A 26,029-nucleotide genomic window follows, 5' to 3' on the forward strand; every position below is an offset into this window, starting at 1 on the left:
AATATAAGTCGTCCCCTTGTTAGCTTCCTGTGAATTCCAGTCCTCCTTCTTGCTTGTCAAACCATGCAGGAAAACTATTTTTTCATTTCCATTCGATCCATATTTTTTATAGGCAATTTGTTGATCACGATTTTCAGTAAAGTATGTTTTTGAGTCTATCATTTGACTATCTCCCGCTTTTAGAGTCTAGATTTAGAAAAAGCATCCATGGTTCTGCAACAGCTGGCAGCTGATTTAATTCCTTTTTCGACATCCTTCTTTGACAGTCATTAAAAACATTCAGGAAATCATTCCTCTGACGATCCAGGGAGAGGGATTCCATGCAGGAAGAAGTTGTTCATTTATTCGACTCTTCGGTTGTCCGGTTGGTTGCTGGTTTTGCGATACAGGCTATGCACCAGGAAACCGTGAGGATTTGAACAAACTCCCTCGATTGTCAATAGACTATGAATCCCTGCGAGAACAATTGCAAAGTCGCTATGTCATCATCAGCGGTGGGGAACCACTCTACCATCATGATTTTGAGGAATTGCTTGAGAGGTTGGTGGGAGACGGCTTTGAAGTGGCGGTTGAAACGAGTGGAGCAAAGGCCTTCCCTTTTGAGAAGTTTCCCCAGGTTTGGGTGACGTTCAGCCCAAAATTGCATGCAACTGATTATCTGAAAGACCAGCAGAGTCCAACTTTCTGGACAAATTCTCAGGAAATTAAGGTGGTGATCAGTGAAGCTAATGATTTGGAAGTTTACGAGCAATTACTAGATCAAGCAGCCCAACGTGGGATTCTGATCTACCTCCAACCGGAATGGTCTAAAAAACTAGAAGGTACCCCCCTGATTCTACAGATTCTTCGGCAGAAGCCAGATTGGAAAATTTCTGTGCAACTCCACAAATATCTCCAGTTACCCTGAATCGCCTCTCTCATTCGTTTGATTCAATCTCAGCTTTATCGCTAGCTCCCAGAATGCAGTGTTAGGATGTTCAGTTGATCCCCAAATGATTCGATTTCGAAAGCTTGAGCTGTATCTGGGAAGCAATTCTCAACTTTTTTGGTTGCAGCCTTGTTCAATTCGTTCACCAGAGCACCAATCGGATCTCGATGTGAAACCGCTATGAGTGTCCTTCCAACATGTTTCTTTCGGATCTCTTCAAACCAATTCATCATCCGGCTCAGTACCATCGTTGGCGACTCGATGCCATATTTCTCGGAGGAATCACTGAAATAATCTGCAGGGAGTTTGGTGAAAGGCTCTCCCTGAAAACTTCCCACATCTGTCTCTGTGATCCTTGGTTCCACTTCGATAGTTGACGGGACAATGGAGGAGATGATTTCAGCACTTTGGCGAGTCCGATCCATTGGTGAAGCATAAATCAGCTCAAATGGCGCATTCTTCTGCAACTTTTCAGCTATGTTTTTGATGTCCTGGCAGCCTTTCTCACTGAGAAAGTAACCAGGGATTTTGCCATAGATGATTTGCTTTGGGTTGAAAACCTCTCCATGTCGGACTAAGAACACTTTCATCGATTTTCCTTTGGAATTGAAAGAAAAGATGGTTTGTATAGTTGAGATCAGGTGCTGCGTGCTACATGCCCAATGACTCAAACAGAGTATGAGCAAAACTCATCGGATTCGAATCAAATTTTGCCTGAATAAGCTTTGGCAAAGGCTGTCAATTTTCGAAATCTTTTTTGATCTAACTGGTTTTCTAATAAGAAACGCCCTTTGCCTCAGTTCATGGGGAAAGCAAAGAATGGAGACAGCCGTTATTTGAGGGTATTGGGATAGTTGCTGGAAAGCTTCTGGGATTGATTTACTGAAAGAAAGGAACTTACATTCGTTTTTCGTATTGCTTCAAGCGTTGTGAAAAACCAGAACTGTGTCCACAGGCTGGTCCATGAGAATGAGTAACTGCTGTTCCATTGGTCTGGGGCTGAGACTTGGGCAAGCGCTTACGTAGTTCCTGACGACTATCAAGCCCGGGTAGCTTTGTACCAAAATTGGAAACTACCCGTTGAAGAGCTAGCTTGCCACAATTTGGGCAATTTTGTGGGTTGGATTCATAGATTTTTTGCAGCACTTCGCATTTTTTCCCACAATCTTCACAAGCATATTCATAAAGGGGCATCTGGATCCTTGGTGGGACAATTCACACCTGGTGTGTCTATTTCAGAGTTCAGTTCATCAAGTTCTGCTTTTAGGTCTTGGTGATTTTTTTGGCGATTGTAGTTGCGTTCTGAATCTTTTACTTTCTCTCTCCAACGGGTGAAGGGGAGAGTTCTGTTCTCCTTGCCCATGAATTCTCCTTGAAAACTCAGGATGGCTGGTGATGCATTGGTCTGTCTGCTTCCCTGTGCTCATTTTGGCTGGAACAGGCTGGTGGACCTGGCAGGCCTATCTCAGTGATCCGCCCTGGTATGCTTATCTGATGGCTGCTGGGATTGCTGTGCGCTGTCTAATTTGGCTCTGGCAGAGTCGTAAGCAATCCCTCCCACAAATCAAACGGTTGCAGTTGCCGAATCAGGAATTAAGGCGTTGATTGGCCCAAGCTTTGGCTTCTTCCAAATTAACGATGGCTCCGTCCAACTGTAGCACAAAGGCTTCTTCAAGGACTTTCCCCATTCGGGGACCCGGTCGCATGCCTAGCTGGAGAAGGTGCCGACCTTTTAGAAAAGGTTTGGGTTTCTCATCACAAACATCAAGCTGAGACGCCTGATCCAGGAGCCATTGTTTAGCTGGAAACTCTCGGCGTAATGCATCTTTAGTAGTCCTACCAAAATGATCAGCTTCCGCTACCAGTAGTAGTTCTGGAATAGATACTCGTAGAGCCAGCCTTCGAATCGCACCGGGTGTGACCTTTTCACGGTCGTTGTAGAGCATAGATGGGCGGAGATGTTCCCTCACTAAAACCATCACTTTTTCAATCAGAGAAGCTTCATCTGTTAACCTTCTCAAAAATTTCTCGGTGGGCTGCATTCCCAGAACATCGTGTGCAGGACTACGCCAGTGCCCATCTTTCCAGATCGTCGTCTCAGGCTTACCGAAGTCATGACAGAGAGCTCCAAACATCAAAACGAGGTCGGCTTTTTCCTCACCAACACGCAGTCTTGAGGCCTCATCCAATACCATCAGTGTGTGGGTCCAGACACATCCTTCAGGATGCCAGGTCGGATCTTGCGGCACATCAATCAGGGCTTCCAACTCTGGAAAGAAACGCAAGGCTTTGGTCTGCCGAAGGATTTCCAGCCCAATAGACGGTCGTTCTGGACGAAGCAGTAGTTTCTTGAACTCACCCAGCAACCTCTCACGGGACAATTCATTCAAATCCAGAGTCTTGCATAGTTCAATGGTCTCTGGGGCCAACTGAAAATTCAGACGAGCTGCGAACTGGGCTCCTCGTAGCACCCGCAAGGGGTCCTCAGCGAATGCGGGCCCAACATGGCGGAGAATCCCCTTCTTCAAATCTTCCTGACCGCGATGTGGATCTAACCATAGCTGTTGAATTGGGTCGAAGCCGATGCTGTTGACTGTAAAATCCCTGCGAGCCGAAGCCTTTTCAAATGTCATTTGGGGATCAGCATTGATCAAAAAACCCTTGTGCCCTTTACCGGTCTTACTTTCCCGTCTAGGAAGGCTGACATCATACTCAGCATGTTGGGTGATCAGCTTCAGCACTCCAAAGCTTTTGCCAACTCGAAGAACCTTACCGAATTTGGACAACACTCCCTCAAGTTCATTCGCTTCGAGACGGTAGACCTCCAAATCCAAATCTTTAGGAAGCAGTTGTCCCAGCAAATGGTCCCTGACGCTCCCTCCAACAAGGATCGGTTGTCCTCCTTGTTGATGAATGGCGTTGGCTAGTTTCGTAAGTTCAGCTGATAATTGCATGAATTCAGTTCAGCAGATGCTTCAAGTTTAGGAAAGCACTGTTGTAGCTTAAAGAATGTAGCTAGGCTAGAGTGAGGATGCAAGCAAGGGAGGTTAAAACATAAAAAGCGTAGCAGATTCTCTTGGGAATCTATTACGCTTTTTGGGAGGTTGTCAGTCGGAATGCGCCACTCAGTTGGCTTTTGGCATCGCGGAGACCACAGTATTCTCAAAGTTGCTGACAGCTTCGTCGGTCATCGCTTTCATTTGGGAAGAAGCGGTGCGCATTGCGGAGTAGCTCATGTCCAGCATTTGTGTCTGAACTTCTTGCATTGGTTGTACGAAAGAATTCCATCCTTCTACGCCGGCTACAGATTTGTAACTCAAAGCAATGAATTGCTTCTGGGAATCTTCCATCAGCGCAACATTCTTCATGCCTTGATCGTACATGTTATTGCAAACTTCTTTCACAATGTTATTGAATTCAGCGAACATAATTTCTCCTTAATTGAGAAGTTTATAGGGAGGAGTTAACATCGAACATATATTAATTTAGCGCCTAACTCCATTAATTGCAACTAAAATTGCAAAAATTTATCAGAAAATTATTAGAAATTTATCAGAGGTACTACTAGATGGTAATTAAAGAGGTCCGACTCATTCTTGGGGACCAGTTGTACGAGGGGCATAGTTGGTTTGAAAAGGTGAGCCCAGAAGTTTTGTACTTGATGATGGAGGTGCGTTCCGAAACCGATTACGTCTCGCATCATATTCAGAAAGTGATTGCTTTTTTTGCAGCGATGCGAGCGTTTGCGGCTCTTCTTTCAGCAAAGGGACACCGGATTTTGTATCTTAAACTAGATGATCCAAGAAACCAGCAGTCCTTTGGTGAAAATCTGAAGTGGGCTCTGGAGGAAAACCCTGAGGCTACCTGGGCTTATCAGTCACCTGATGAGTATCGTCTGGATCAAATGTTTCTGAAGTTGAGTAGTCAACCAGGGGTATCCTCGATAATGGTGGATACCGAGCATTTTCTCTGTGATCGAGAAGCGGTTAAGGATTTCTTTGTCGGCAAAAAGCAGTACTTGCTGGAGTCTTTCTATCGTCACTTGCGGAAGCAAACAGGGCTATTGATGCAGGGCTCAAAACCATCAGGTGGCAAGTGGAATTTTGATGCAGAGAATCGGCAAAAATATGATGGACATGTCCCTATTCCACCAAGAGTGAAGTTTGCAAACCAGGTTGATGAACTTTTGGAGATGGTCCGTAACGCAGGTGTACAAACGATCGGTTCGATTCACAACAATCAACTTGAGTGGCCTATTGATCGGGCACAGAGTCTCAAATTACTCGATTACTTCTGCAAGTATGGACTGCCTCATTTTGGAAGTTATCAGGATGCAATGACCGAGGCAGACCCTTTCCTTTTTCACTCGAGGCTTTCATTTGCTCTAAACGTGAAGATTCTGCACCCAAGGGAAGTGCTGGATAGAGTAATTCAAGAATGGGAGGACCGTCCAGATCAAATCAGCTTGGCCCAGGTAGAGGGCTTTGTTCGGCAAATCCTTGGCTGGCGTGAATATATCCGGGGAATCTACTGGACAGAGATGCCGGCTTATTCGGAGAGTAATGCCCTTGGACACAAACTCCCCCTACCATCCTGGTTCTGGAATGCGAAAACCAGAATGCGCTGCTTGTCACATGCTATAGAGCAATCTCTAGAGTATGCATATGCTCATCATATTCAACGATTGATGGTGACGGGTAATTTTGCGTTGTTGGCTGGAATTGATCCAGCTGAGGTCGATCGGTGGTATTTGGGAATTTATATCGATGCAATCGAGTGGGTTGAGTTGCCCAATACGCGTGGGATGAGTCAATTTGCCGATGGAGGACTGCTGGCAACGAAACCGTATGTGTCTTCTGCCAACTATCTCAAGAAAATGGGACACTATTGCGAGCAGTGTCCGTACGATGCGAAATCCAGACACGGCATGTTGGCTTGCCCCTTCAATAGTCTATATTGGGACTTCCATGACCGACATCGTGAAAAGCTGATTCGAAATCCACGCATCGGCATGGTCTATCGGACTTGGGACAAAATGGACTCAGACGAGCAAGTTGCTATCCGTGAGAGAGCTGTTTGGCTAAAGGAACACCTTGAAGAACTATGATCGCAGGATTTTAGAGTAACGAAGCAATGGCAAAGCCACCGGTGATCGTTCCAATTGTGCTACCAAGATTTGCAAAAACGACTACCAAGAGTACACGAGTGATCTTGTTACGCCAAAAACCCTTGAATTCCTGAACATCTGTCATCAAGCCTTCAAAATCTCGAACCTGTGGTCGTCGGATGAGAACTTCCACTAGGCCAGCGACCCAACCAGCAGCTACAGCAGGATTCAGAGAAGTAAACGGGGCTGCTATGAAGGCAGAGCCGATGGTCAGGGGATGGGCAAGTGCTAATGCGGAACCAAGAGCAGCGAGACTGCCATTGATCCAGAACCAGCGTTCTATCATTTCCCAACTGACGCTGGTATCCGCCATGGTAAAGCCGTAGACGATCAAGCCGATAATCAATGCCGGAATTCCCCACTTGAGAATTGTTCCGAGTGATCCGGGAGGAGGTACCCGTTCCAACTCATTGAGATCATGCTCTTTGCCAAGTTCACGCTTGATTCCGGGTACGTGTCCAGCTCCAACTACCGCGACGATCTTGGGCATGTCAGTTTGTCTGATTTTTTCAGCAAGATACTGGTCACGCTCATCAATCAAGGTCTCCTTCATCTCCGGAGCTTGAGAAGCCAAAGTTTCAAGGGCATCTGTCAGAACGTCACTTTGTTTCATACGTTCAATGTCTTCTTGCTGAATGGGATCATCGACAAACATGCTGCCCATCAACTGACCACTGAGTTTCCACTTTCGCCAAAATGAGAGTCTCCGCCATGTGCGTTGCAGTGTCACTCGGACATCTCGATCCGCTAACACGATTTTTGCTTCTAAATCTTCGGCAACACGGGCAGCTTCAACCATTTCAGCACCGGGCTCTACGCCTAATTGAGCACCAAGGCGTCGCTGGAATGCAGACATCAGGAGATTTGCCAACAATAGCATGGCTTTGCCCTGGCGAATGACCTTGAAGAGATCCATTTCCTTCCAGCGATCTCCATAGCGGAGCGCTTCGTAACGGGCAGCACAAAGTTCAATGCACACCGCATCAGGTTGCTCTTGTTCAATGACCCGACTGACTTCTTCTACACTCTCTCGTGAGATGTGGGCGGTTCCGACCAGCACGATCCGTTTCCCTTCGTGCTCGATCTCATGTACATTGGCCGAATATTCCATGCTCAGCGTCCTAGGCAAGAGTTAAGAAAAATTACTTAAATTAGCCCAAGCTTTCTACATTTCCAATTTATTTGATAGGATTTTAACAGAAGAAAAACAAATGTTTCTCCCTTTCCTGCCATTGATTCTTGCTTCGTTAGGGTTGTCATTGCTGGTATTGCCGATGCTACCTGAAGAAGCCGTGATCCCTCTCGGACCAGTCGAAACCTTGATCTTGCTCCTGATCAGCAGTCTTTTGCTTGGGCAGTGGCAGTCTCAATCCAACAGAATTTGGATTCAAGCGTTGCCAAGATGGGCCGTTGCTGGACTTTGGGCTGGCTTGAGTTGGGCCACACGGTTGCCTATTGGATTGGCTACTTACTGGGAAAGTATGAGGATGGATCAAGCCACGGTCGTTTTCCTCTTGGTATTGGTCTATTGGATTACAGATAGCCTTGCGGCTCACCCCTGTAGGACAGATGGTCAAAAGTGGTTGAAGACGATCCAGACGCTACGCCTGCAACTTCCTTTGATTTTGATTACAGGCTTGCACTTAGGGCTCACTCTTCTGCTCGACAAGACTACTCTTGATGAAGCAGTCAGCAACCAAGTGCTGGTTGAGTTAGGATTGAGTCTGTTGATTTTGTTGGGAACTGCGCCATGGTTTGTGGTGCTCAGTTGGGGAATACAACCTGTGCCCTCAGAAGTTAGAGATGAGATCACCACTGAACTGAAAGCTAACCGAACTTCCGTTCAAGGTGTGTTTTGTTGGCCCGGACACATCACTCAGACGGCGACCGCTGGAGTGATTGGAATTCTTCCATGGGCTCGCTTTCTGCTGGTCAGTCCGCAACTGCTGGCCCATTTGAATTCACAGGAATTACGTGCAGTCGTAGCTCATGAAGCAGGACATCTCCGACGCTGGCATCTATTCTTCTATGCACTTGCTTTCCTTGGTTTTGTAGAGTTGCTTTTTCTGATTCTGGTTGGGGTGGAGTTTACCCAGTGGATCACAGGCTTTACACCGCCGGACTGGCTACAGGGATTTTTGTTGTTAGGGTTGCTAGCTTTATTTCTTAGGGGAGGAATAGGATTTCTGAGCAGAAATTTTGAGCGACAAGCTGATTGTAATGCCTTTATGAGATGTGGTTGGGAGCCTTTTGCCACTGCTTTGACTAAAGTTGGCTACCTTAACCGAATTGCCCTGCATCAAGACAACTGGCATCACTATGGGATTCAGCAGCGATTGGAATTTCTAAAACTCTGTGAAGAACAACCTGAGAGAGTTGCAAAGCACAACCAAAGAGTGAGAACGATCCAAGGTAGCTGTCTGTTACTCTTTGGTTTGTTACTCTCTGCGAGTGTTTATAGTACCTCCCAGCACGCTGAAGAGAGCTTGATTTTTTGGCGATTGGAAAACATCGTTTCGGAAACAACGCCAGCAGATGTAGGGTTGTTTATTCAGGCGGCAAATACATTCTACGAAAAGTCAGAGTTTGAGCGCGCCGAAGAACTCTATCGACAAGCCTTGGTCTGGGAACCTGAAAACCCAAGGGCGCTCAACAACTTGGCTTGGCTACTAACACAGCATTTTGCCGAGCAACCCCTAAAAGTGCAGGAGAGTGTAGCGCTTGCAGAGCGTGCAGCGGCATTACAGCCAGCTGCCTATATTTTGGATACCCTTGCAGAAAGCTATGCTCTTCAGGGACGCTGGCGAGAAGCAGCAGATACAGCCAAAACTGCTTTAGAACGAGCTGAATCTGACATCCGTAACGTAGATCACATGGGCCTCCGCTACTACCAAGACCGCATGGAACATTTCCAGCACACTCACCTCTAAGTTTTTTTTCTCGGCAAATCCCTCCTGCCGTTCGGGATTTTTCCCAATATTTCAGCCAACTGACTCACTAGAGAACAGACCTTGCGTTGGGTGCAAAGAATTCTTTGGGTGGTCTTCATCCTGAACCTGCTTGGACTGGCTGGGCTGACTGTTCTCTATTTTGGCGGACCTGGCTGGTTACAGGAGCAGTTGCCAAAAGCACTAGAGAAGCAGTTAGGACGTCCAGTCCAGCTCACACAGGTGCGAGTGGAGCCGCTTTCCCTCAAGTTGACACTGCAGGGGTTGGAAATCCGTGAGGCTGATAATTCAGAAACTTTTGTTTCCCTCGAGGAAATTGGGATTGATCTGAGTTGGAATAGCTTCTGGCAATGGGCTTTTGTTGTTGAAGAGGTTGAGCTGATCTCTCCCTACCTCAATGTCTCTCATCTTGGGGAACAGCGCCTCAATTTCTCCGACCTGATTGAGCAAATTGCAGCTCCTGAAACAGATCGAACTTCTTCCGTTCAAGAGGAAGCTAAGTTCCCTTTTGAAATTAGAACCATCGCAGTACGGCAGGGAAAATTGCGGTTTCAGGACGTGCCCCACGTGCAAACCTACAATATTTCTGGACTGAATTTTCGCCTCCCAGCAATCTCGTCATTTCATCTTCAACCAGCCCAGGCATCTGGCCCAGCAACTCTAGTTGCACAGCTAGGGGAAACTAGCCTGAGGGTGGTTGCGCAGGAATTCACTATTGCTCCCTCAGAGACCGTTCGTCTCGACGTTCAACTGAAGAATCTTTACCTGCCGGATTTTCAGCAGTATCTCCCTAAAGAGTGGACGCTTCAGCTTCAAGATGGGTTGGTTGACGCAGATCTCAAATTAGGATTTCAGGTTGACCCTTTTGAGAAGTTTGCACTCAGCGGAACTTTGCAAATTCAAAGACTCAGCATTCAGAACAGTCTTCCTGGTGAGGCTTCTAAAGGATTGCTGGAAATCAGCCATCTTCAGGTTCCAATTCCTAAAATTCAGGTATTCCCTAGCCTTCAGGTAGCTTTAGGGCAGGTCGAATTGCGTGAATTCGAAGCCTGGTTAACACGAACTGAGAATGGAGCTTTCTTCTGGGAACAGATTCTTCAAACAAAATCTGGAAATGCGGTTGAGGAAAGTCCAAGTGCGGAACAATTGTCAGTGGAGTTGGGAGGACTCCGTATCTCAAAAGGGAAGCTTCACTTTATCGATGAAAAGAGCCAGCCAGCAAAGGTTCAAGAATGGCAATTGGATCAATTTTCAGTTGGTGAACTGACGATGCCTGTTTCATCCCGAAAAACACCTCTGAGTTTGAATTTAGCTCGAATAGGTGGCCCTACTCTTTCGTTCGGGGGGTTTTTCAATCCAGGCACTCTCCTTAGTCAGGGACAATTAAATCTGAGGGAATTTGAACTTGCTGAACTCACACCATTTCTTGAAGGCGTAATACCTGTTGAAGTGAAAGGAAGTTTAGATCTGAAAACAGATTTTGAGTGGGATCCTGCGTCCCAATTTCCCAGACTGAAAAAGACCTCACTGCAGTTGGAAGATTTTCAGTTGGATCTAGGTCAAGAAACATGGCTACAGCTTGCTAGCCTGGATTTAAACAGTGACGAACTGAATCTGCCGGCAAAACAAGTTTCGATAAGCTCTCTCTCCTTGAAACAACCCCAATTTCTATTATATCTCGATGATGACTGGACCACTAATTGGAATCAACTGGTTCCCTCATTGGCTCCAAGGAATGCAAAGGAAAGTGATCAGAAAGCAGAATGGCAAGTTCAACTCAATCAACTTCAGGTTGACAGCGGGGCTCTGAATTTGATTCATCGGCGAAAGAACAGAGAAGAGATTAAAAAACTGCTGCGAATCCCTGTGCTGGAGGTGAACGATTTTAGTTGGCCAATGGCTGGAGAAAGTCGAACAAGACTCAAATTGACGACTCTTGAGCAGGAAGAGTTTTCATTGGATGGTATTGCAAGCTGGGGTGAGCAAACTTGGAGAGGTGCACTCAAGGCGAATCTAAAATTACTGCCTTGGAAAACTTACTTTCGTGATCAATTGCCTTGGCAACTCAACTCTGGTCGCATGAACAGCGCTATGCAATTGCAACTCAATTGGAGCCCTTTCAAGTTGAGAGTGGACGGAGGTAAGCTTCATTTTTGGGATCTGGACCTTGTTGAAGCACAGGAAGCCTTACCAGACCTCAAATTCGCAGAGCTTTCTGTGAGTGGAGCAGTTGTCGAGTGGCCGAGGCAATGGTTTGAGTTCGAGTCTCTGAATCTCCATCAATTATCTCTCAAACAAGCAAACTCTTCTCTTCCTGATCTGACCTTGGGGGGATTGGCCAGTGGAGGTCTGTCTTTAGCAGTTGAGGACCAGCGTCTCAATCTGGGAGCACTTCAATTTCAAAATTTGAAAATTCCTGGGGATTCCTTGAAATCACCAAGTCTGGATCTGAAACAGTTGACAGCTCTGGGACTAGATTTGTCATGGGGCAAGCGCCAGGCGAAGTTGGCAAAACTGGATCTACAGCAGTTCCAGGTGACTCCTACAGATGCGATACAACCAGAACTCTGGCTAACTAAAGTAGTGGCTGTGGAATGGGATCTGGATTGGTTCAAAAAGGAACTTCTTCTTGAAAGTGTTGCAGTAGATAAAGGCTTGATTGAACTCGCCTTGTTACCTGATGGTCGATTCAATTGGGAACGATGGCTACCAACTTCAACCAAACAAGATGGAAGAACTGAATCTAGTGATGATACTCCATGGAAAGTGGAACTTGCCAAACTAGAGGCAACCCTAGATCGCTTGAGTTGGCAAGATCTAGAGACTCCAACGCCACCGTTGGTGATTACCAACGGATCCCTGCAGGTCAAAAACCTGAATACTGATCGGCAGTGGATCGAGAATTTTACTCTACAGGGAAAGCTAGATGAGACTGGACAGGGGTCTGTTACCGGTTCCATTCGCTTTGACAAAGATCTGAGTCTCGATGTTGATCTAGTAGATTTTGATCTACTAACCTGGCAACCCTACTGGATTGAATATGCGCCACTGAAAGCTGATCAGGCTCTCGGCACCCTTCAGGGGCGATTTTACTACAAATTTGATCTTGTAGGTGAGTGGCTACGTTTTGACGGTCTTGCTCGTATTCGAGATGCAAGGTTGATTGATAAGGGAACTGGTCAAATCATGGGTCAGTGGGATGTGCTTGAAACCGAGAATGGACTGCTAGAGTTTGATCCTTTTGTCTTGGATCTAGGATCGATGTTATTGGCAGATTTTGAATTGCCAATCCGTAGGCAAACTGATGGGGGGTTGGAATGGATGACACTTTTTGAGAGTGAGGAGGATGAGGAAGATTCTAATCTGGAACCAGGCCCTGTTTTCCTGAAAAAACTATCTCTCGAGAGAGGAAATCTGAGCTGGGATGATGCAAGTAATGCCAAGCCGGTACTAATCACGCTGCAAAACCTCAAAGGCGATATTCAAAACATTCTTGGCTTAAATGTTCCTTTGGAACTGGATTTAAAAGGGCGTTGGGAAGGAGTCGCTCCACTTGAAGCGAAACTTGCTCTTGATTGGCACCGGGATTCCTGGGGTATCAATGGCAAGCTGTATTCACAAGATTTCGATCTTCTTTGGGTTAATCCATATGCAGAGCGCTATCTCGGCTATCGTTTTGACCGAGGAAGTGTGGAATTATCTGTTGATTACAAAACGGCTGGAGAAGAAATTGATGTTGAGAACAATCTCCTCATTCAAAGACTAGTGCTAGGCCCTGAAACTCCTGGGCCAGACACACTGGACCTCCCAGTGGAGTTAGCAGTCGGGTTACTTCGAGACCCACAAGGTACCATCGATCTTTCCGTACCAGTTAGCGGAAACCTCGAAGATCCAGAGTTCGGGCTCTGGGGCACTACACTGACTGTTTTTGTTACTCTGGTCAGTAAGGCAGTTACCGCCCCATTCACGCTAATTGCCGATGCTGTTTTTGATGGGGATTTGGACGAGAACACCCAGATCATCCGTTTCCAACCAGGAAGTCTGGAGATCCCAGCTGCAGAAAAAACAAAACTGGATCAATTGAGAGAGGTGTTGAAGGAACGACCCCAACTGAAAATGGAATTGGTGACGCTCTTACGTCGTGACACAGAGATCGCTGCCTTACGAGAGCAGGAACTGGATCGACAAATTCGCCGTGAGAAAATTGCAGAGCTAATTCGTTTGAATGTCGAAGATTCGATCTCAGTAAATATGATTCTTACTTCAGATGAGCAGCAAAACTACTTGAACCAAATGTTTCAACGAATCTACGGTAGCCCTAAGGGTCTCAGTGAAGAAGAGGTTCGGTTGAAGCTACTGGATAAGATTCCTATCGAGGATCTGGACTTGGAAGAGCTAGCAGAACAGCGGGCTTACAACATTCGTAATCTGTTGCTTGAGGAAGGATTGCTGGCAGCTGGGCAGATCAAGTTGAACCCAGTTTTTGAAACAACCACATCACACTTTCAATCCAGTAGAGTGGAGTTGAGATTCTCCCGTTGAAAACAAAATTACTGTGATGAGCTTTCCGGGTAGAGGCGTTGAGTATATTGCTGCAGTTGATTAGCACTGTTGGGAATGGGCTGATCCCATAGACGAAGTACTCTGCGGGCGAGACGGATCATATCCTGGCCAGCGTTGCTGGTAGATGCAAAAGACATCAAAGACTTACCCTGCCTCAGTGAATTGAGCACAGCAAGATCTTCCGGGATATAGCCAATAAATTCTACAGTCAAATCCAGCTGGTGCCTGAGGTATTTTTCCAACTCGGGAATGATGGTAAGATCATCTGGTCCCAATCCACGGTTGAAGACCAATCGAGGTCTGAATTGATGCCAACTGCTCAAAACTTTTTCTGCAATCTCGGGATCCAAGGAACTCAGCAAGGTTTGTAGCAAACTAGGTTGGTTGCTTTTTAATTCTAGTGGAGAGGTATAAAGAGTCTGTAGCTTGCGGTGGATTGAACGATCTTGTGGTAGGGCATGTTCAATCACCCGGAAAGCCAGATTCTTCAGGAAGTTCATCAAGTTTTGAAGCGAAGTGATTTCTGGAGTGGTGACCAGCAAGCCCTTGTGTGCAATTCGAAAGAAATCCAAAGTACTAAACGAACTGCCTGCTCCTAGATCCAGAATTACATATTCTGCAGGGAGTGCTCGGATCTGTTGCACCAACCGTCGCTGCTGAGCCACGTTCAATTGAGCAAGGAAGGGATTCCCTTCATCTCCAGCTAGCAAATGGAGATTTCGGTGCGGAGTACGAGCCAGATATGATTCTAGTGGGGCTTGGTCCGTTGAGCGTAAGAAACGCGCCAGGCCAGGGGGCGTGCCTCCGCTAAGTCCGAGGCAACTGTGAAGATTAGCTGCGCCAAGATCCAAGTCAATTCCGATTGTCTTGTGACCCAGTCTTGCCAGCACAATAGCTAGGTTTGCAGCAATCAGGCTTTTGCCCACACCTCCCTTGCCCCCCGCAATCGGAATAATTGTGGCGGTTTTCTGATTGGCTGGAGTTGCGTTCATATGACCTGTTTGATAGATGGTTTCTCAGAAATCAACTTTATATCATTGCAGCAATCAGCAACTTTTTCCAGAGAACAGGGATTGTGAAATTAATCATCCCAATTGCTAGTGGCAAAGGTGGGGTCGGCAAGAGTGCAATCACAGCAAATCTCGGTTTTTCCCTTGCAAAATTGGGTCATCAAGTAATCGTTGCTGATTTTGATTTTGGTGGAGCTAACCTTCATAACTATTTGGGGCTGAAAAATAACAATCCAGGGTTGGGGGAATTTTTACAAGATCGTTCCAACCAATTGACAAACCTGCTGGTACCAACCTTTCATCCAAATTTGCAGTTTCTTCCTGGAGAGGGGGCTACTCCCTTTATGGCCGATCTGAATGTAATGGCTCGGCGCCGATTTCTTGTAGAACTATATCAACTTCCCGCTGAAATCATCCTTTTGGATTTAAGCGCTGGCTATAACCCGTTGACCCTAGATTTTTTCAATGCTTCTCAAACCGGACTACTGATCACAAGACCAGAATTCCATCTGTGATGAATCTACTGGAATTTCTCAGGCAGTCTATTTATCGCCGGTTACTGCATTACCTTTCCAAAGATCGTGATTTGCTCAATCAGATAGGTAAATTTCTGTTCCAACCAATCAATTCTGTACCTGTAGTCACGATGAGGGAAGTCCTCCAGCTAATTTCAGCCCATCATCCTGAAATTGCAAAAACACTTCACCAAGATGGGGAAGCACGTCAAGTTCGTATAGTTTTCAACCAAGTTCAGCAGCAAGAGGATCTGGGGTTTTGGGTGCAAGTACAGGCGTTGGCCAGGAATCAACTTTCCTGTCCATTGGAAAGTTGGGCACAGTGTCCAACAGATCCTTCAGTATCCGCAGCACTTAAGGCTCAAACTCCTGTGATTCAGCAAGGTGTTTCTACACAATTGCTATGTTCTCTCCAACATCTTGCGAAAAGAATTCAGAGCAATTGGTTGGGCAATGCCTCCAAAATCAGTATCTCAACCAACCGTCAAGATCATTGAAATGCCCTCATTCTGAACTCTCAACTAGCACTAAACTATTGCAAAAAACTATCATTATTAGCAAAAAAACAGGTCGACTTGGTAACCGCCTTCAACTTTATGCACACTGGCTTGCTTTTGCGCTAGAGAAAGACTTGAGACTACTGAATCCAGCTTTCGCCGAATATTCGTTGTTTTTTCAAGGAACTGCTGATCAGAGATGGGGGAAATTTCCCAAAGATCAAGATACTGTTTCTCCCTCTGAAACTTCAAGAGAGTGGATTTATTGGTCAAACCGCGCAGCTTATAAATTAGCCAAGCCCTTAGCGATCTCAAAGAATGCAGGGATAAGAGTGGCAAAAGCACAAAGTTCTAAGCTTATTCAAACTGATTCACTTTGGAATGACTTTATTCAAGAATCTTGGAATATCTTGTTCACGCAGGGACTTCATTTCTATTCACCAGGAGAATGGTTCGTACGGCATGGCGATACGATCCGCAGCTTTTTGGCACCGTTGAATTGTTATCAGGAAAAAGCGACACAGTTTGTTACACAAATAAAATTACACACAGATCTTCTTGTTGGAGTTCACCTGAGACAGACTGATTACCAAGAATTCGTGGGCGGTCGTTTCTTTTATTCTCTGAACCAATACTTGATGAAAATGCTGGAAATAAGGAAACTTTACCATCCCAGAAGTTGTACTTTCTTGATTTGCTCTGATGTGTCGTGGCAAGGAAGCCTAAAGCAAGACCTACAATGTTTTTCAGGTCCAGGAACTGTAATCGGTGATCTAATTGCTTTGTCGAAGTGTGACCTGATACTAGGTCCACCTAGTACTTTTAGTGGATGGGCTGCTTGGTACGGTAAAGTTCCCATTCATTTTCTTGAAAATCCAACCATTTCCCTCGCACTGGATTCCTTCGAAATTCTGCCCTACCCCCACGGGGCCTTCCGGGAAGAATACGCATCTCTAGGCTAGTGAGTGACTAGCCACTGCCGAAATTGATCTGTTGTCTTCGATATATCAAATTCTGCTTCTGCCCGATTTCTTGCGTTTTCCTGAAGTGTTTTATATTCAAGTGCTGTCATTGTGTTGATCTCCTCAAGAACTTTTTGCACAGATTCAGGGTTTTCAAGATCAATGAATCGACCGTAATTTTCCTGATTCAATTCTGCGAAGCTTCCTTGCCTGACAGTAATTGTTGGTGTTCCTGCGGCTAGTGCTTCAAGCAAAGAAAATCCGTAAAACTCATTCTGAGATGTGAAAAACAGGAAGTGTGATTGTTCGAGTATCAAGTTAGGCTCATTGGTGAACCCAGGGAAAAGTATCTTTGTAGTGAGCTGCTGGGGGACCATTTGCTGAAGTTGCTGCAGATACTCCTGACCCTTCGTGTCATGATCATGAGGTTTTCCAAAAATCTTGATGATGAACCGCTCTTGCAGGTTTGGGTTCATTTGAAAAGCATTTATGACTGCCTCAACAAGTTCCCGAATCCTTTTTGCTGGTTCGATTCTTGACAGTGAGACCAGTGTAAGGGGCGAATTCCAAGATTTTTTTTGGACTTTTCGAGCTAAAGGGACTCCAAAATACTGGAAATGGCGACACTTCTCAGGAATAGGTAACCGTTCTTTGGACTGACTGTGGGTCAATCTAGTTGGAAAAATACAGTTAAATTTTTGATAAAGGTAATGATGATAGATGTCGTGCTTACGCCCAAAACCATGCATGAAAACTCTAATGTGTTTTTTAGGCCATTTAAGCAAGCCCACCAGCCAGGTGGCATGCATCGTACTGCCGGTATAATGAATAATTGCGTCAGGGGATTGTTCTCTAAGAGTTTGCCAAAGGTCCAAATGGTTCCCAGACCTCAGTTCTATAGTGGAATTTTGGAGAAGTTCTCTACTGTCTACAATACCATTCCGCTGGCTGAAAAAGATCGTATTTTTGCAACTTTGCTTTTGCAACTCACAGGCGAAGAAAACTACAAATTTTTCCAAACCTCCCCAATTTCGAGTGTGTAACCAGTGCAGGATTTTCATAATAGTAACACTGGATTGTCATGTGCCATCAACTGTTTTGCAATCGCTTCCTTTACAGTTATTAGAGGAGTGTTTAAACACTCCAACTGGCAATTTGGGTAGTCACACTGAGTCTTGCAACCAGGATTGAATTCAAAACTTAAATGTTTGTTTTGGTTGGGTGGAGTCCAATTCATAGCCAATGGCCTTCCAAAAATTGCTACAGTTGGGATGTCCGCTGCCACTGCAAAATGCCTTGGCCCATTATCGTTACCAATGTGCAGGATCACTTGTTCAAAAAGAGCCCGAGTTTGAGCTAGGTTTGGTGGATCATAATTTGGAAGGGCCTCGTAGCACATCTGTCTTCGTACCGTATCCACAAATTCCTGCTCACCAGGTCCGTAGATGAACAGGATTTTTACTCCATACTGTTCAATCAGCCAATCTGCGAGTTTGGCGAAGTTTTCCAATGGCCATCGCTTGTAAGGTTGGCGAGATACCGGGGAGATGGAGATGACTCTATCATCTGGCCGCACTCTTAATTGTTCCAGCAAGCCCATCGCAAAAACTCTCTCCTCCACGCTGATTGGAAATTCGGGTAAGAGATCTTTGATATCCACCGTCAATCCCAAAGCTTCCAGAAGTTGGAGTTTATGGGAAGTTGCGTAGCCGACTCCATTCTGGAGAGGAACAGCGTGAGTGTAGTGCCAAGCTCTTCCTCGAAAATCAAAGCCAACCCTCTTGGGAGCCCCACTAAGTCTACTGATGAAGGCACTTCTGGGATTACCAAAGAAGTCGATCACACAGTCAAAACGCATTTGACGCAGTTGTTTTAGGAAGTTAAAACTCTCTCCCCAAGTCATTTTCTTTGGTAGTAACCAGACCTCGCTCAAGTGCGGATTGTATTGTAAAAGTTGTTCAGACGGGGTTTCAGTCAGAAAGGTGATTTCAGCATCAGGCAAGGCTTGGTGAAGCTGACGGATTGCTGGGGTGGTCATCAGCACATCCCCTAATCGGCGGAGTTGGATCAGTAGAATTTTGCGAAATCCAGTCACTATTCCATGTGGTTTGAAGGTCAGGGTAGAAACCTGTATGCGTTGGGTCCACTTTGGCTTGGTTAACTTCCTTTCAAATCAACAAAAATCTTGCGTTGGGAGTAGCCCTGACTTAGCGTTTGCAACTCAATTTTCCTCGGATCAAGTCCCCCATAGCTTGCTCATAAGTTCAGATGCCATCGCCTCCATCCCCTTCTCAATTGGAACTTACCCGGCTTCCCCAACATGTTGGCATTATCATGGATGGCAACGGGCGTTGGGCCCAGCAGCGATTGATTCCTAGATTCCAAGGACATCGCAATGCAGTTCGTGCAGTGCGGGCCGTTGTTGAAACAGCAGCGGAACTTGGATTGCAGGTCCTCACTCTCTATGCCTTCTCCACAGAAAATTGGGTTCGCCCTCGCCAAGAGATCAATGTACTAATGGAGTTGCTTCACGAATATTTGCAGAAGGAACTCGGAACGATGCTAGAAAATAATGTAAGTATGCGGATCTCAGGGGATACCTCACGCCTTCCAGAATTTCTTCACAAACCACTAGAAAACGCTTTGAATTTGACTGAGAGCAATACTGGCCTAACGCTGAATCTTGCTCTCAACTACGGTGGACGAGCGGAACTAGTCAGAGCGATGCAGCAAATGGCCCGAAAAATTGAAGGTGGAGAACTTCACGCTGGAGAAATTAATGAGGAGGCCATCAACAAGCATTTATACACTTCTGGTCTGCCCAATCCGGATCTGATCATTCGCACAAGTGGAGAACAAAGGCTATCAAATTTTCTCATCTGGCAGGCAGCCTACGCAGAGTTTTACTATACTGAAGTTCTCTGGCCTGATTTTACGAAAGAAGATTTTCACAAAGCCTTGCAAGCCTACCAACAGCGGCAACGTAGAATGGGTGACATCACACCTGTCTCTGCCTAACATTTCCTATTTGAAATTAAAAAAGCATGTCTGAAGTGAGCCCAACCACTTGGTGGTCTTCCAACCTAACGCAGAGATTGCTCAGTGGTATGGTGATGGTGTTAGTGGCAATCCTTTCACTGGCCTATGGCACCACCCAATGGGTTGGTCTGCTGGTTTTGGTGGTCGTCATACTTGGAATGCAGGAATATCGAGCTATGCTCTCCCAACAGAAAGTACACCTGAATCGGCGAGGCTGGCTATACTCTGCTTTTTTACTAAGTATCAGCCCACTCTTGGGAGGAATCGGTGCTCTGAATGCTATGCTGATCTTGGTTGCAGGTGGCTGGATTCTGCATGAGATGGTTTTTTCCCGCAAGCAGCAATTAGAGGAACTGTATTCTTTGGGGTGGGCTTTATTTGGATTGTTTTGGGTTGGTTGGAGCTTTCCACATATGACACTGATTAAGGACCTCCCCCATGGAGAATTGAATCTATGTCTGTTACTTGTTGTGATTGTACTCACGGATAGTCTCGCTTATTTTGGTGGACGCAAATTTGGCAAAAATCCACTTGCTCCTGGAATCAGTCCGAAAAAGACCCGTGAGGGGAGCTTATGTGGGACAGTTGGGAGTATGCTGGTTGGCTCGGTGATTGCCGTGAATTGGCTAGAATTTTCCTGGCCAATGGCCTTGTTGCTAACTTTTATCATCTCGGTGTTGGGTCAGGTCGGAGATTTGGTTGAATCGAAAATGAAGCGCCTCTGTGGTGTCAAGGACTCTGGGAAGGTACTGCCTGGACATGGTGGTATCCTAGATCGGTTGGATAGTTTTCTGCTCACGACCCCCTTCTTTTACTACTGGATGCTGCTTATCGCATGAATCCAAAATCCATTGCACTACTGGGTTCTACAGGTTCCATCGGGGGCAGTACACTAAGTCTCGTTAGGCAGTTCCCCGATCGTTTTAAGATTCACTCACTGAGTTGTCGACGCTCAATCGAAATGCTTATTGATCAGATCAAAGAATTTGCACCGAAGCAAGTCGTCGTCGAGGCTTCGGATCAGGTCAATCAACTTAGAGAACTTTTCAATGAGTCTGAATTGGAAATTCTTCCTGGAGACCAAGGGAATTGCGAGTTGGTACAACATCCTGATGTAGATTTGGTGGTCACAGGAATTGTGGGAAGTGCAGGATTATCGCCCTGCCTCAAAGCTTTGGAATCTGGAAAAGATTTGGTATTTGGTAATAAAGAGTCCTTGGTGCTCGCAGGAGAGTTGTTCATGCAAGTTGCCCATCGAAGTGGGAGCCGAATCTTACCGATGGATAGTGAGCACAATGCGATTTTTCAATCTCTCGTTGGTCATCGACGTGAAGATGTAGTTTCACTGGTTCTAACAGCTTCTGGAGGTCCTTTTCGAGATATGCCACTGGAGGATTTTTCAGCAATTACCAAGGAAGCGGCGCTACAACATCCCAACTGGGAGATGGGTAACAAGATCACTATCGATTCAGCGACGATGATGAACAAGGGTCTTGAAGTGATTGAAGCCCACTGGCTTTTTGGAATTCCTCTAGAAAAAATTGAAGTGGTGATTCATCATGAAAGCATTGTTCACTCCCTGGTTGAATATGTTGACGGTTCCCTGATTGCTCAACTTGGACAACCAGATATGCGTATTCCCTTGGCCTACTGCCTGGGTTATCCGGAACGTCTGCCTTTGAATTTACCAAGATTGAACCTGTGCGAACTTGGTTCTTTGCATTTTGAAAATCCTGATCCAGTCCGTTACCCTTGTCTCGCTTTGGCGTTGGCTGCTTTGCGACAGGGTGGGGCGGTGCCGGCAGTTTTGAATGGAGGAAATGAGGCGGTTGTGGAAGCTTTTTTAGATGAAGAGTTGCACTTCAACCACATCGCAAGTTATCTTCAAAGGCTGATGTCGCTTCTTGAGTGCTGGCGACAGAAACCGGAATGTCCAAATTATCTCCAACACATCAACTCGGTGGATGATGCCCTGGCTGCGGATCGCTGGGGTCGATCTCAACTCCGCCACTTGCTGGAAACAACTTCATGATCACTACGGTTCTTTCCTTCATTGTTGTTCTGGGTTTTCTGATCTTCATTCATGAACTCGGGCATTACCTTGCGGCTCGGCACGTCAATGTTCGTGTCGAAACTTTCTCGATTGGCTTTCCACCCAAGATGACAGGTTTTCGTAGGGGCAATACGGATTACCAGATCTGTTGGATTCCACTTGGAGGGTACGTCCGATTGTTTGGACAAAATGTCATGGACGAAGATCCCAACGATCCTGAAAACTACGCTTCGAAGACAGTCTGGCAACGCTTCTACATTCTAGTTGCAGGCCCTGCGATGAACCTTGTCTTTGCTTTCATCTTCATGCCACTCGTGTATCTGGTGGGTGTTGATGCTCCGGCATACCTGTCGGCCCCTCCAGTGGTTCAACAAGTTAAGTTAGAAAGCTTCGCAGCCTCGGTTGGTCTGCAAGCCGGAGATGAGGTAATTGCCGTCAATGGCCGAGAGGTTCGTAATTGGCGAGGACTTCAATCCGAATGGGGAACGCTGACACCTGCAGATTCACTTTCCCTGACTGTGCTGCTCAGTGGAAGAGAGGTTGAAGCTCAGAGCACAATGCGTGAGGTGCAGAATTATGGGGAAGTAGGTTGGGTACCTCACATTCCTGCAGTCATAGGCGTCATTAGCTCAGGTTCCGCTGCCGATGAAGCAGGTCTGGAAATCGGGGACCGCATCATGCGCCTGGGAGGTGAAGATGTGGGAGACTGGTCGGACATTTCTCGTTTGGTTCAGCAAAGCCAACCTTCAGCCCCAGCCAATCCAATTCCCATGACAGTGGAACTGGTCCGTAATGGACAAACCAAGCTGCTGGAACTGACTCCTCAATACGAGCCAGAAGTTGGCCGTTATCTGTTGGGCTTGCAGGTGGGTACAGAGCGTAAAACCTATGCGCTTGGAGAGGCTATTGGGTTAGGCGCGGAGCGCGTCATCTTCATGACTCAAACGACCTTCAATTTTCTTGGTCAGATGCTTAGTGGTCAGGGATCAACAGACGATCTAGGTGGTCCAATCCGGATTGGCATGTTTATTGGTGACGCTGTACGTAGCGGCGTGGGAGAATTGTTCTTCCTAATTGCCGTAATCAGTTTGCAGTTGGGAATCTTCAATTTACTACCGATTCCTGCGTTGGATGGGGGCCATATCTTCTTTCTGCTTGTCGAGAAAATCAAGGGAGGACCCCTGAGTGCAGCGACCCGAGAACGAACACAGATGTTGGGATTTTCGGTATTGTTGTTGTTGATGGTTTTCGTGACGTACCACGACATTTTGTCGATCGCCACATAATTCCATGGAGGTCATTTTCCGGCATGCATGCCAGCACGTGACGAACTTTGCTTGGTACATATCCTGCTGACTAGCTCTATGGGTGCTACCTGGAACACCCACTAATACAATGAGGAGTCCGTATGAGTAGTTTGGGATTGAGTAGTGATACCTCTGGGGTATTGCACACTACCAAATTCATAGAAGACGTGCCGATGATCATGTCCGTGGAAATCGGACGCAACGACATGCTCATCAGAGATATCCTGGCTCTGAAAAAGGGTTCAGTGATCGAATTTATGAAGGTTGTTGGTGAACCTATGGATGTGGTTGTCAACGAGAGACTAATGGCGCGTGGTGAAGTCGTGGTTGTGAACGAACGCTACGGAATTCGCATCTCCGAGGTAACGCGTCCCGATGAAAAAATTGGCGACAAACGCGAGTAAGCCCCGTCTTGTCTGACCGTCCTTTGCTGCAGATGCAGCATCTCTCTCATTCCTTTCCGGAAAAACGCGGTCTGCTTCAGCAGACCGCCAGTTCCTCCCCAGTACTACAAGATATCAATTTAGTAATTCAGCCTCAGGAAATCGTTGGTCTTGTTGGTGAATCAGGCTGTGGAAAATCGACATTAGCGCGCTTGTTGTTGCGGATCTACGAGCCAACCAGTGGGCAGATACAGTTTGCTGGCGAAGATATTCACAAATTCAAGGCCCGTGAGTACTACGGTCGTGTACAGATGATTTTTCAGGATCCATTCTCCTCACTGAATCCGAAGCTGAAAATCGGTTTTCTTCTTCGAGAAATGTGGAACCTACATCAACCAGAATCTGCGACGACTGCGAAACTCAACAAGCTGCTTGATGAAGTTGGGTTACCAGCCAATGCACTGGATAAGTATGCGCATGAATTCAGTGGGGGACAGCGACAAAGAATCGCCATTGCTAGAGCGCTTGCTGCTAGTCCAGAAATGTTGGTTGCTGATGAACCCGTCTCTGCGCTTGATGTCTCCATTCAGGCTCAAATTCTGAAGCTCCTTCAGCAACTTCGCAAAGAACGGAACCTCACACTGCTTTTCATTTCTCATGATCTAGCTGTGGTTGACCAACTCTGTGATCGCATTCTGGTGCTGTATCGTGGAAGATTGATGGAAGAATTGCCAAAACAACAGTTAGATCAAGCACGACACCCCTACACAAGATTATTGCTGGACAGCCTACCATCTTACACAAAAAGAGAGACAGGGTTGCCAATTGCGCCTGTCGAAGCAGAAGACGCGCCTATTCCGGGCTGTCCATTCGTCCATCGTTGTTCAGAATCGCAGGGTATCTGTTCCCAAAGGATGCCCCAATGGAGTAGCCTTAGCCAAGGGCATCGGGTCGCCTGCCATGCAGTGAAGTCGTCATGAAAGATCGAAAACCTCTTTCGTTGAACACTGCACAGATTCTAACTGTATTGTGCTTACTCTGTGGCAGCTTGATCAGTTGTTATTCTGCAGCTGTGGACTATGACCTGGGATGGACGACAAGAAGAGTGTCTGGGCAGGTCGAAGATGTAGTGTCTGGGAAACCAGTTGGAGGCGGTTTCATCATCGTCAAGGAGTTTTATGGCAGCTTTGCTGGAAACAAGACTAGCGAGTCAGGCAACTTCATTCCTCGCGCAAGATTGCTCCGTTCCCTGAAAGCAGACGGTAGCTTCGAGATAGATTTTGACTGGCGAGCCTCAAAATTTGAGCTGAACTTTGTTGAACAAGGGTACGAGGTTCACCGATTCCGCTTCCAACGGCAGCTTGGAGTGGGCAACCTTCATTATGTCTCCAAAATGATACCCTCCTCCAACTGGGCTGATGAGTTGGTGCTAGGCGTCACACCGCTGGTCCAGAATTTACTGTTGGAACCTGGTTATCGATTACCTGAACCCGATCAACTCTTCTTGGGGGAGTGGTTATCTAAGCAACGGCAGGAGAACTTCGGAACGGAGTGATCGAAAAACGGTCCTGGTAGATCTTGGCTGCAGCTCGATGTACGAGGGAATGACGCCAAGCCAGTTCCTCATGATCCTTGCTGTAGCCCCCTCCGATCACACACCCGACCGGCACTCCCACATTCAGGCAACACTCCAGCACATACTGATCGCGAGCTTGGAGTCCCTCCCATGTCAGATTCAACTTCCCTAAGGGATCATCCTTGAAGGGATCTACTCCCGCATTATAAATCACTAAATCAGGCTCAGTACGCTCCAATAATTCGGGCAGGTTTGCTCTTAGAATACGCAGGTAGCTGTCATCATCCAAGTTCTCAGGAAGAGGTACATCCAGATCACTATGTTGTTTGCGGAATGGGAAATTGGACTGGCAATGCATCGAGAAAGTAAATACTGCCACTTCATCCTGATGAATGAAGGCGGTTCCATCTCCTTGGTGGACATCAAGGTCGACGATCAGGATCTGTTCAACCAAGCCTTCTTGGAGTAGTTTCCGAGCGGCAACAGATGCATCGTTAAAGATGCAGAAGCCCGAACCAAAATCTGGAAACGCATGGTGTGTTCCACCCCCAAGATTGCAGGCTAAGCCATGTTGGAGAGCCAACCGTAAAGTCAAGATGGTTCCTCCTACAGCCGTGATGGTCCTACGGGCTAGCCCAGCTGTCCAAGGTAGTCCGATTCGCCTGGCAGCAGATTTATCCAGACGGTTTCCTAAAAATTGCTGAATGTAATCCAATGTGTGTGCTGCTTTCAACTGATCGACAGTCGCAACCTCAGGCTGATAAAATTCCACTGGACCAAAATTCTTTTTTTCAGAGAGGATCTTATATAAACGCCGAAACTTGGACATCGGAAAGCGATGTTCCTCATTCCATTCTGGGACATCGTAGGCTGGATGGTATACTAGGGGGAGCGCTGAGGACATTAAAAACTCGTTTGTAAAAATCGATAAAACCTTCAACTAATTGAATAAAGAAAATTCAGAGAAAATCCACTCACTTCAATGGTTCGTCAAAATATTATTGAAAAACAGAAAATTATAAATTAGGCAGAAATATTATGATTATATCTCTAAAAGAATCGGAACAGCTTTTGATGCCAG

The 26,029-nt window shown here is 46.3% G+C and carries 25 protein-coding genes; 15 read left to right on the forward strand and 10 right to left on the reverse strand.

Annotated elements, in window-relative coordinates; translation table 11 throughout:
• The first annotated feature begins 259 nt into the window (after window positions 1-259).
• Window positions 260-907: a 7-carboxy-7-deazaguanine synthase QueE gene (locus tag P8O70_15960; protein MDG2198337.1), complete on the forward strand. Its 648-nt coding sequence runs from the start codon at window positions 260-262 to the stop codon at window positions 905-907.
• A 41-nt stretch (window positions 908-948) separates the two neighbouring features.
• On the opposite strand, the gene P8O70_15965 is transcribed toward P8O70_15960, so the two are convergent.
• The 3 genes from P8O70_15965 to P8O70_15975 form a co-directional block, all read right to left on the reverse strand.
• Window positions 949-1,518: a histidine phosphatase family protein gene (locus tag P8O70_15965; protein ID MDG2198338.1), complete on the reverse strand. Its 570-nt coding sequence runs from the start codon at window positions 1,516-1,518 to the stop codon at window positions 949-951.
• A gap of 307 nt (window positions 1,519-1,825) precedes the next feature.
• Window positions 1,826-2,122 (reverse strand): zinc ribbon domain-containing protein, encoded by a 297-nt coding sequence (locus tag P8O70_15970; protein MDG2198339.1) that lies wholly within the window; start codon window positions 2,120-2,122, stop codon window positions 1,826-1,828.
• Window positions 2,109-2,291 (reverse strand): hypothetical protein, encoded by a 183-nt coding sequence (locus tag P8O70_15975; GenBank protein ID MDG2198340.1) that lies wholly within the window; start codon window positions 2,289-2,291, stop codon window positions 2,109-2,111. Before P8O70_15975 ends, P8O70_15970 begins: the two co-directional genes overlap by 14 nt.
• A gap of 29 nt (window positions 2,292-2,320) precedes the next feature.
• Here P8O70_15975 and P8O70_15980 point away from each other — a divergent pair, with 29 nt between their 5' ends.
• Window positions 2,321-2,533: a hypothetical protein gene (locus P8O70_15980; protein ID MDG2198341.1), complete on the forward strand. Its 213-nt coding sequence runs from the start codon at window positions 2,321-2,323 to the stop codon at window positions 2,531-2,533.
• On the opposite strand, the gene P8O70_15985 is transcribed toward P8O70_15980, so the two are convergent.
• Both P8O70_15985 and P8O70_15990 read right to left on the reverse strand, forming a co-directional pair.
• A complete protein-coding gene (locus P8O70_15985) occupies window positions 2,515-3,882 on the reverse strand; it encodes an HD domain-containing protein (GenBank protein MDG2198342.1) in 1,368 nt (455 codons plus the stop codon). The genes P8O70_15980 and P8O70_15985 overlap by 19 nt on opposite strands.
• A gap of 171 nt (window positions 3,883-4,053) precedes the next feature.
• Complete coding sequence (locus tag P8O70_15990) at window positions 4,054-4,356, reverse strand: hypothetical protein (GenBank protein MDG2198343.1); 303 nt, start codon at window positions 4,354-4,356, stop codon at window positions 4,054-4,056.
• 140 nt (window positions 4,357-4,496) lie between these two features.
• On the opposite strand from P8O70_15990, the gene P8O70_15995 reads away from it, so the two are divergent.
• Window positions 4,497-6,035, forward strand: coding sequence for a cryptochrome/photolyase family protein (locus P8O70_15995; GenBank protein MDG2198344.1), 1,539 nt, complete (start codon window positions 4,497-4,499; stop codon window positions 6,033-6,035).
• A 10-nt stretch (window positions 6,036-6,045) separates the two neighbouring features.
• Here P8O70_15995 and P8O70_16000 read toward each other — a convergent pair whose 3' ends face one another.
• Window positions 6,046-7,206 carry a TraB/GumN family protein gene (locus P8O70_16000; GenBank protein MDG2198345.1) on the reverse strand — a complete coding sequence of 387 codons (1,161 nt, stop codon included), beginning with the start codon at window positions 7,204-7,206 and terminating at the stop codon, window positions 6,046-6,048.
• 100 nt (window positions 7,207-7,306) lie between these two features.
• Here P8O70_16000 and P8O70_16005 point away from each other — a divergent pair, with 100 nt between their 5' ends.
• Both P8O70_16005 and P8O70_16010 read left to right on the forward strand, forming a co-directional pair.
• Complete coding sequence (locus tag P8O70_16005) at window positions 7,307-9,025, forward strand: M48 family metalloprotease (protein ID MDG2198346.1); 1,719 nt, start codon at window positions 7,307-7,309, stop codon at window positions 9,023-9,025.
• 90 nt (window positions 9,026-9,115) lie between these two features.
• Window positions 9,116-13,585 carry a DUF748 domain-containing protein gene (locus P8O70_16010; protein ID MDG2198347.1) on the forward strand — a complete coding sequence of 1,490 codons (4,470 nt, stop codon included), beginning with the start codon at window positions 9,116-9,118 and terminating at the stop codon, window positions 13,583-13,585.
• A gap of 8 nt (window positions 13,586-13,593) precedes the next feature.
• Here P8O70_16010 and P8O70_16015 read toward each other — a convergent pair whose 3' ends face one another.
• Window positions 13,594-14,598 (reverse strand): P-loop NTPase, encoded by a 1,005-nt coding sequence (locus P8O70_16015; GenBank protein ID MDG2198348.1) that lies wholly within the window; start codon window positions 14,596-14,598, stop codon window positions 13,594-13,596.
• 83 nt (window positions 14,599-14,681) lie between these two features.
• Between P8O70_16015 and P8O70_16020 the strand changes: the two genes are divergently transcribed.
• Genes P8O70_16020 through P8O70_16030 form a run of 3 tightly spaced genes read left to right on the forward strand, consistent with a single transcriptional unit; the run spans window position 14,682 to window position 16,590 of the window.
• The gene (locus P8O70_16020) at window positions 14,682-15,131 is read left to right on the forward strand and encodes a P-loop NTPase (GenBank protein MDG2198349.1); all 450 of its coding nucleotides are present in this window, start codon (window positions 14,682-14,684) and stop codon (window positions 15,129-15,131) included.
• Window positions 15,131-15,628: a hypothetical protein gene (locus P8O70_16025; GenBank protein ID MDG2198350.1), complete on the forward strand. Its 498-nt coding sequence runs from the start codon at window positions 15,131-15,133 to the stop codon at window positions 15,626-15,628. The genes P8O70_16020 and P8O70_16025 overlap by 1 nt, the downstream gene beginning before the upstream one ends.
• Window positions 15,629-15,666: 38 nt before the next feature.
• Window positions 15,667-16,590, forward strand: coding sequence for an alpha-1,2-fucosyltransferase (locus P8O70_16030; protein ID MDG2198351.1), 924 nt, complete (start codon window positions 15,667-15,669; stop codon window positions 16,588-16,590).
• On the opposite strand, the gene P8O70_16035 is transcribed toward P8O70_16030, so the two are convergent.
• Together P8O70_16035 and P8O70_16040 are read right to left on the reverse strand one after the other, a co-directional pair.
• On the reverse strand, window positions 16,587-17,651 hold the full coding sequence (locus tag P8O70_16035) for a glycosyltransferase family 4 protein (GenBank protein ID MDG2198352.1): 1,065 nt from the start codon (window positions 17,649-17,651) through the stop codon (window positions 16,587-16,589). The genes P8O70_16030 and P8O70_16035 overlap by 4 nt on opposite strands.
• Complete coding sequence (locus P8O70_16040) at window positions 17,648-18,685, reverse strand: glycosyltransferase family 9 protein (protein ID MDG2198353.1); 1,038 nt, start codon at window positions 18,683-18,685, stop codon at window positions 17,648-17,650. Before P8O70_16040 ends, P8O70_16035 begins: the two co-directional genes overlap by 4 nt.
• A 173-nt stretch (window positions 18,686-18,858) precedes the next feature.
• Between P8O70_16040 and P8O70_16045 the strand changes: the two genes are divergently transcribed.
• The 7 genes from P8O70_16045 (at window position 18,859) to P8O70_16075 (ending at window position 24,927) form a co-directional block, all read left to right on the forward strand.
• Complete coding sequence (locus P8O70_16045) at window positions 18,859-19,608, forward strand: isoprenyl transferase (protein ID MDG2198354.1); 750 nt, start codon at window positions 18,859-18,861, stop codon at window positions 19,606-19,608.
• Between the two features lie 26 nt (window positions 19,609-19,634).
• On the forward strand, window positions 19,635-20,468 hold the full coding sequence (locus P8O70_16050; protein ID MDG2198355.1) for a phosphatidate cytidylyltransferase: 834 nt from the start codon (window positions 19,635-19,637) through the stop codon (window positions 20,466-20,468).
• The gene (gene dxr / locus P8O70_16055; protein ID MDG2198356.1) at window positions 20,465-21,661 is read left to right on the forward strand and encodes a 1-deoxy-D-xylulose-5-phosphate reductoisomerase; all 1,197 of its coding nucleotides are present in this window, start codon (window positions 20,465-20,467) and stop codon (window positions 21,659-21,661) included. Before P8O70_16050 ends, dxr begins: the two co-directional genes overlap by 4 nt.
• Window positions 21,658-22,968, forward strand: a complete 1,311-nt coding sequence (rseP, locus tag P8O70_16060; GenBank protein MDG2198357.1) for an RIP metalloprotease RseP — start codon at window positions 21,658-21,660, stop codon at window positions 22,966-22,968. Before dxr ends, rseP begins: the two co-directional genes overlap by 4 nt.
• 122 nt (window positions 22,969-23,090) lie before the next feature.
• Window positions 23,091-23,393, forward strand: a complete 303-nt coding sequence (fliN, locus tag P8O70_16065; GenBank protein MDG2198358.1) for a flagellar motor switch protein FliN — start codon at window positions 23,091-23,093, stop codon at window positions 23,391-23,393.
• A gap of 8 nt (window positions 23,394-23,401) precedes the next feature.
• The gene (locus P8O70_16070) at window positions 23,402-24,352 is read left to right on the forward strand and encodes an ABC transporter ATP-binding protein (GenBank protein ID MDG2198359.1); all 951 of its coding nucleotides are present in this window, start codon (window positions 23,402-23,404) and stop codon (window positions 24,350-24,352) included.
• Complete coding sequence (locus tag P8O70_16075; GenBank protein ID MDG2198360.1) at window positions 24,349-24,927, forward strand: hypothetical protein; 579 nt, start codon at window positions 24,349-24,351, stop codon at window positions 24,925-24,927. The genes P8O70_16070 and P8O70_16075 overlap by 4 nt, the downstream gene beginning before the upstream one ends.
• Here P8O70_16075 and P8O70_16080 read toward each other — a convergent pair.
• A complete protein-coding gene (locus P8O70_16080; GenBank protein ID MDG2198361.1) occupies window positions 24,893-25,852 on the reverse strand; it encodes a histone deacetylase in 960 nt (319 codons plus the stop codon). The two genes, P8O70_16075 and P8O70_16080, sit on opposite strands and share 35 nt — an antisense overlap.
• Between the last annotated feature and the right edge of the window lie 177 nt (window positions 25,853-26,029).

This window comes from SAR324 cluster bacterium, assembly GCA_029245725.1.
In the GTDB taxonomy this organism is placed as follows: Bacteria; SAR324; SAR324; order SAR324; family NAC60-12; genus JCVI-SCAAA005.

Coding starts and splice junctions, on each gene's coding strand:
- P8O70_15965 (MDG2198338.1), bottom strand. CDS start 1,518: ATGAAAGTGTTCTTAGTCCGACATGGAGAGGTTTTCAACCCAAAGCAA.
- P8O70_15970 (MDG2198339.1), bottom strand. CDS start 2,122: ATGCCCCTTTATGAATATGCTTGTGAAGATTGTGGGAAAAAATGCGAA.
- P8O70_15975 (MDG2198340.1), bottom strand. CDS start 2,291: ATGGGCAAGGAGAACAGAACTCTCCCCTTCACCCGTTGGAGAGAGAAA.
- P8O70_15985 (MDG2198342.1), bottom strand. CDS start 3,882: ATGCAATTATCAGCTGAACTTACGAAACTAGCCAACGCCATTCATCAA.
- P8O70_15990 (MDG2198343.1), bottom strand. CDS start 4,356: ATGTTCGCTGAATTCAATAACATTGTGAAAGAAGTTTGCAATAACATG.
- P8O70_15995 (MDG2198344.1), top strand. CDS start 4,497: ATGGTAATTAAAGAGGTCCGACTCATTCTTGGGGACCAGTTGTACGAG.
- P8O70_16000 (MDG2198345.1), bottom strand. CDS start 7,206: ATGGAATATTCGGCCAATGTACATGAGATCGAGCACGAAGGGAAACGG.
- P8O70_16005 (MDG2198346.1), top strand. CDS start 7,307: ATGTTTCTCCCTTTCCTGCCATTGATTCTTGCTTCGTTAGGGTTGTCA.
- P8O70_16015 (MDG2198348.1), bottom strand. CDS start 14,598: ATGAACGCAACTCCAGCCAATCAGAAAACCGCCACAATTATTCCGATT.
- P8O70_16025 (MDG2198350.1), top strand. CDS start 15,131: ATGAATCTACTGGAATTTCTCAGGCAGTCTATTTATCGCCGGTTACTG.
- P8O70_16035 (MDG2198352.1), bottom strand. CDS start 17,651: ATGAAAATCCTGCACTGGTTACACACTCGAAATTGGGGAGGTTTGGAA.
- P8O70_16045 (MDG2198354.1), top strand. CDS start 18,859: ATGCCATCGCCTCCATCCCCTTCTCAATTGGAACTTACCCGGCTTCCC.
- P8O70_16050 (MDG2198355.1), top strand. CDS start 19,635: ATGTCTGAAGTGAGCCCAACCACTTGGTGGTCTTCCAACCTAACGCAG.
- dxr (MDG2198356.1), top strand. CDS start 20,465: ATGAATCCAAAATCCATTGCACTACTGGGTTCTACAGGTTCCATCGGG.
- rseP (MDG2198357.1), top strand. CDS start 21,658: ATGATCACTACGGTTCTTTCCTTCATTGTTGTTCTGGGTTTTCTGATC.
- fliN (MDG2198358.1), top strand. CDS start 23,091: ATGAGTAGTTTGGGATTGAGTAGTGATACCTCTGGGGTATTGCACACT.
- P8O70_16075 (MDG2198360.1), top strand. CDS start 24,349: ATGAAAGATCGAAAACCTCTTTCGTTGAACACTGCACAGATTCTAACT.
- P8O70_16080 (MDG2198361.1), bottom strand. CDS start 25,852: ATGTCCTCAGCGCTCCCCCTAGTATACCATCCAGCCTACGATGTCCCA.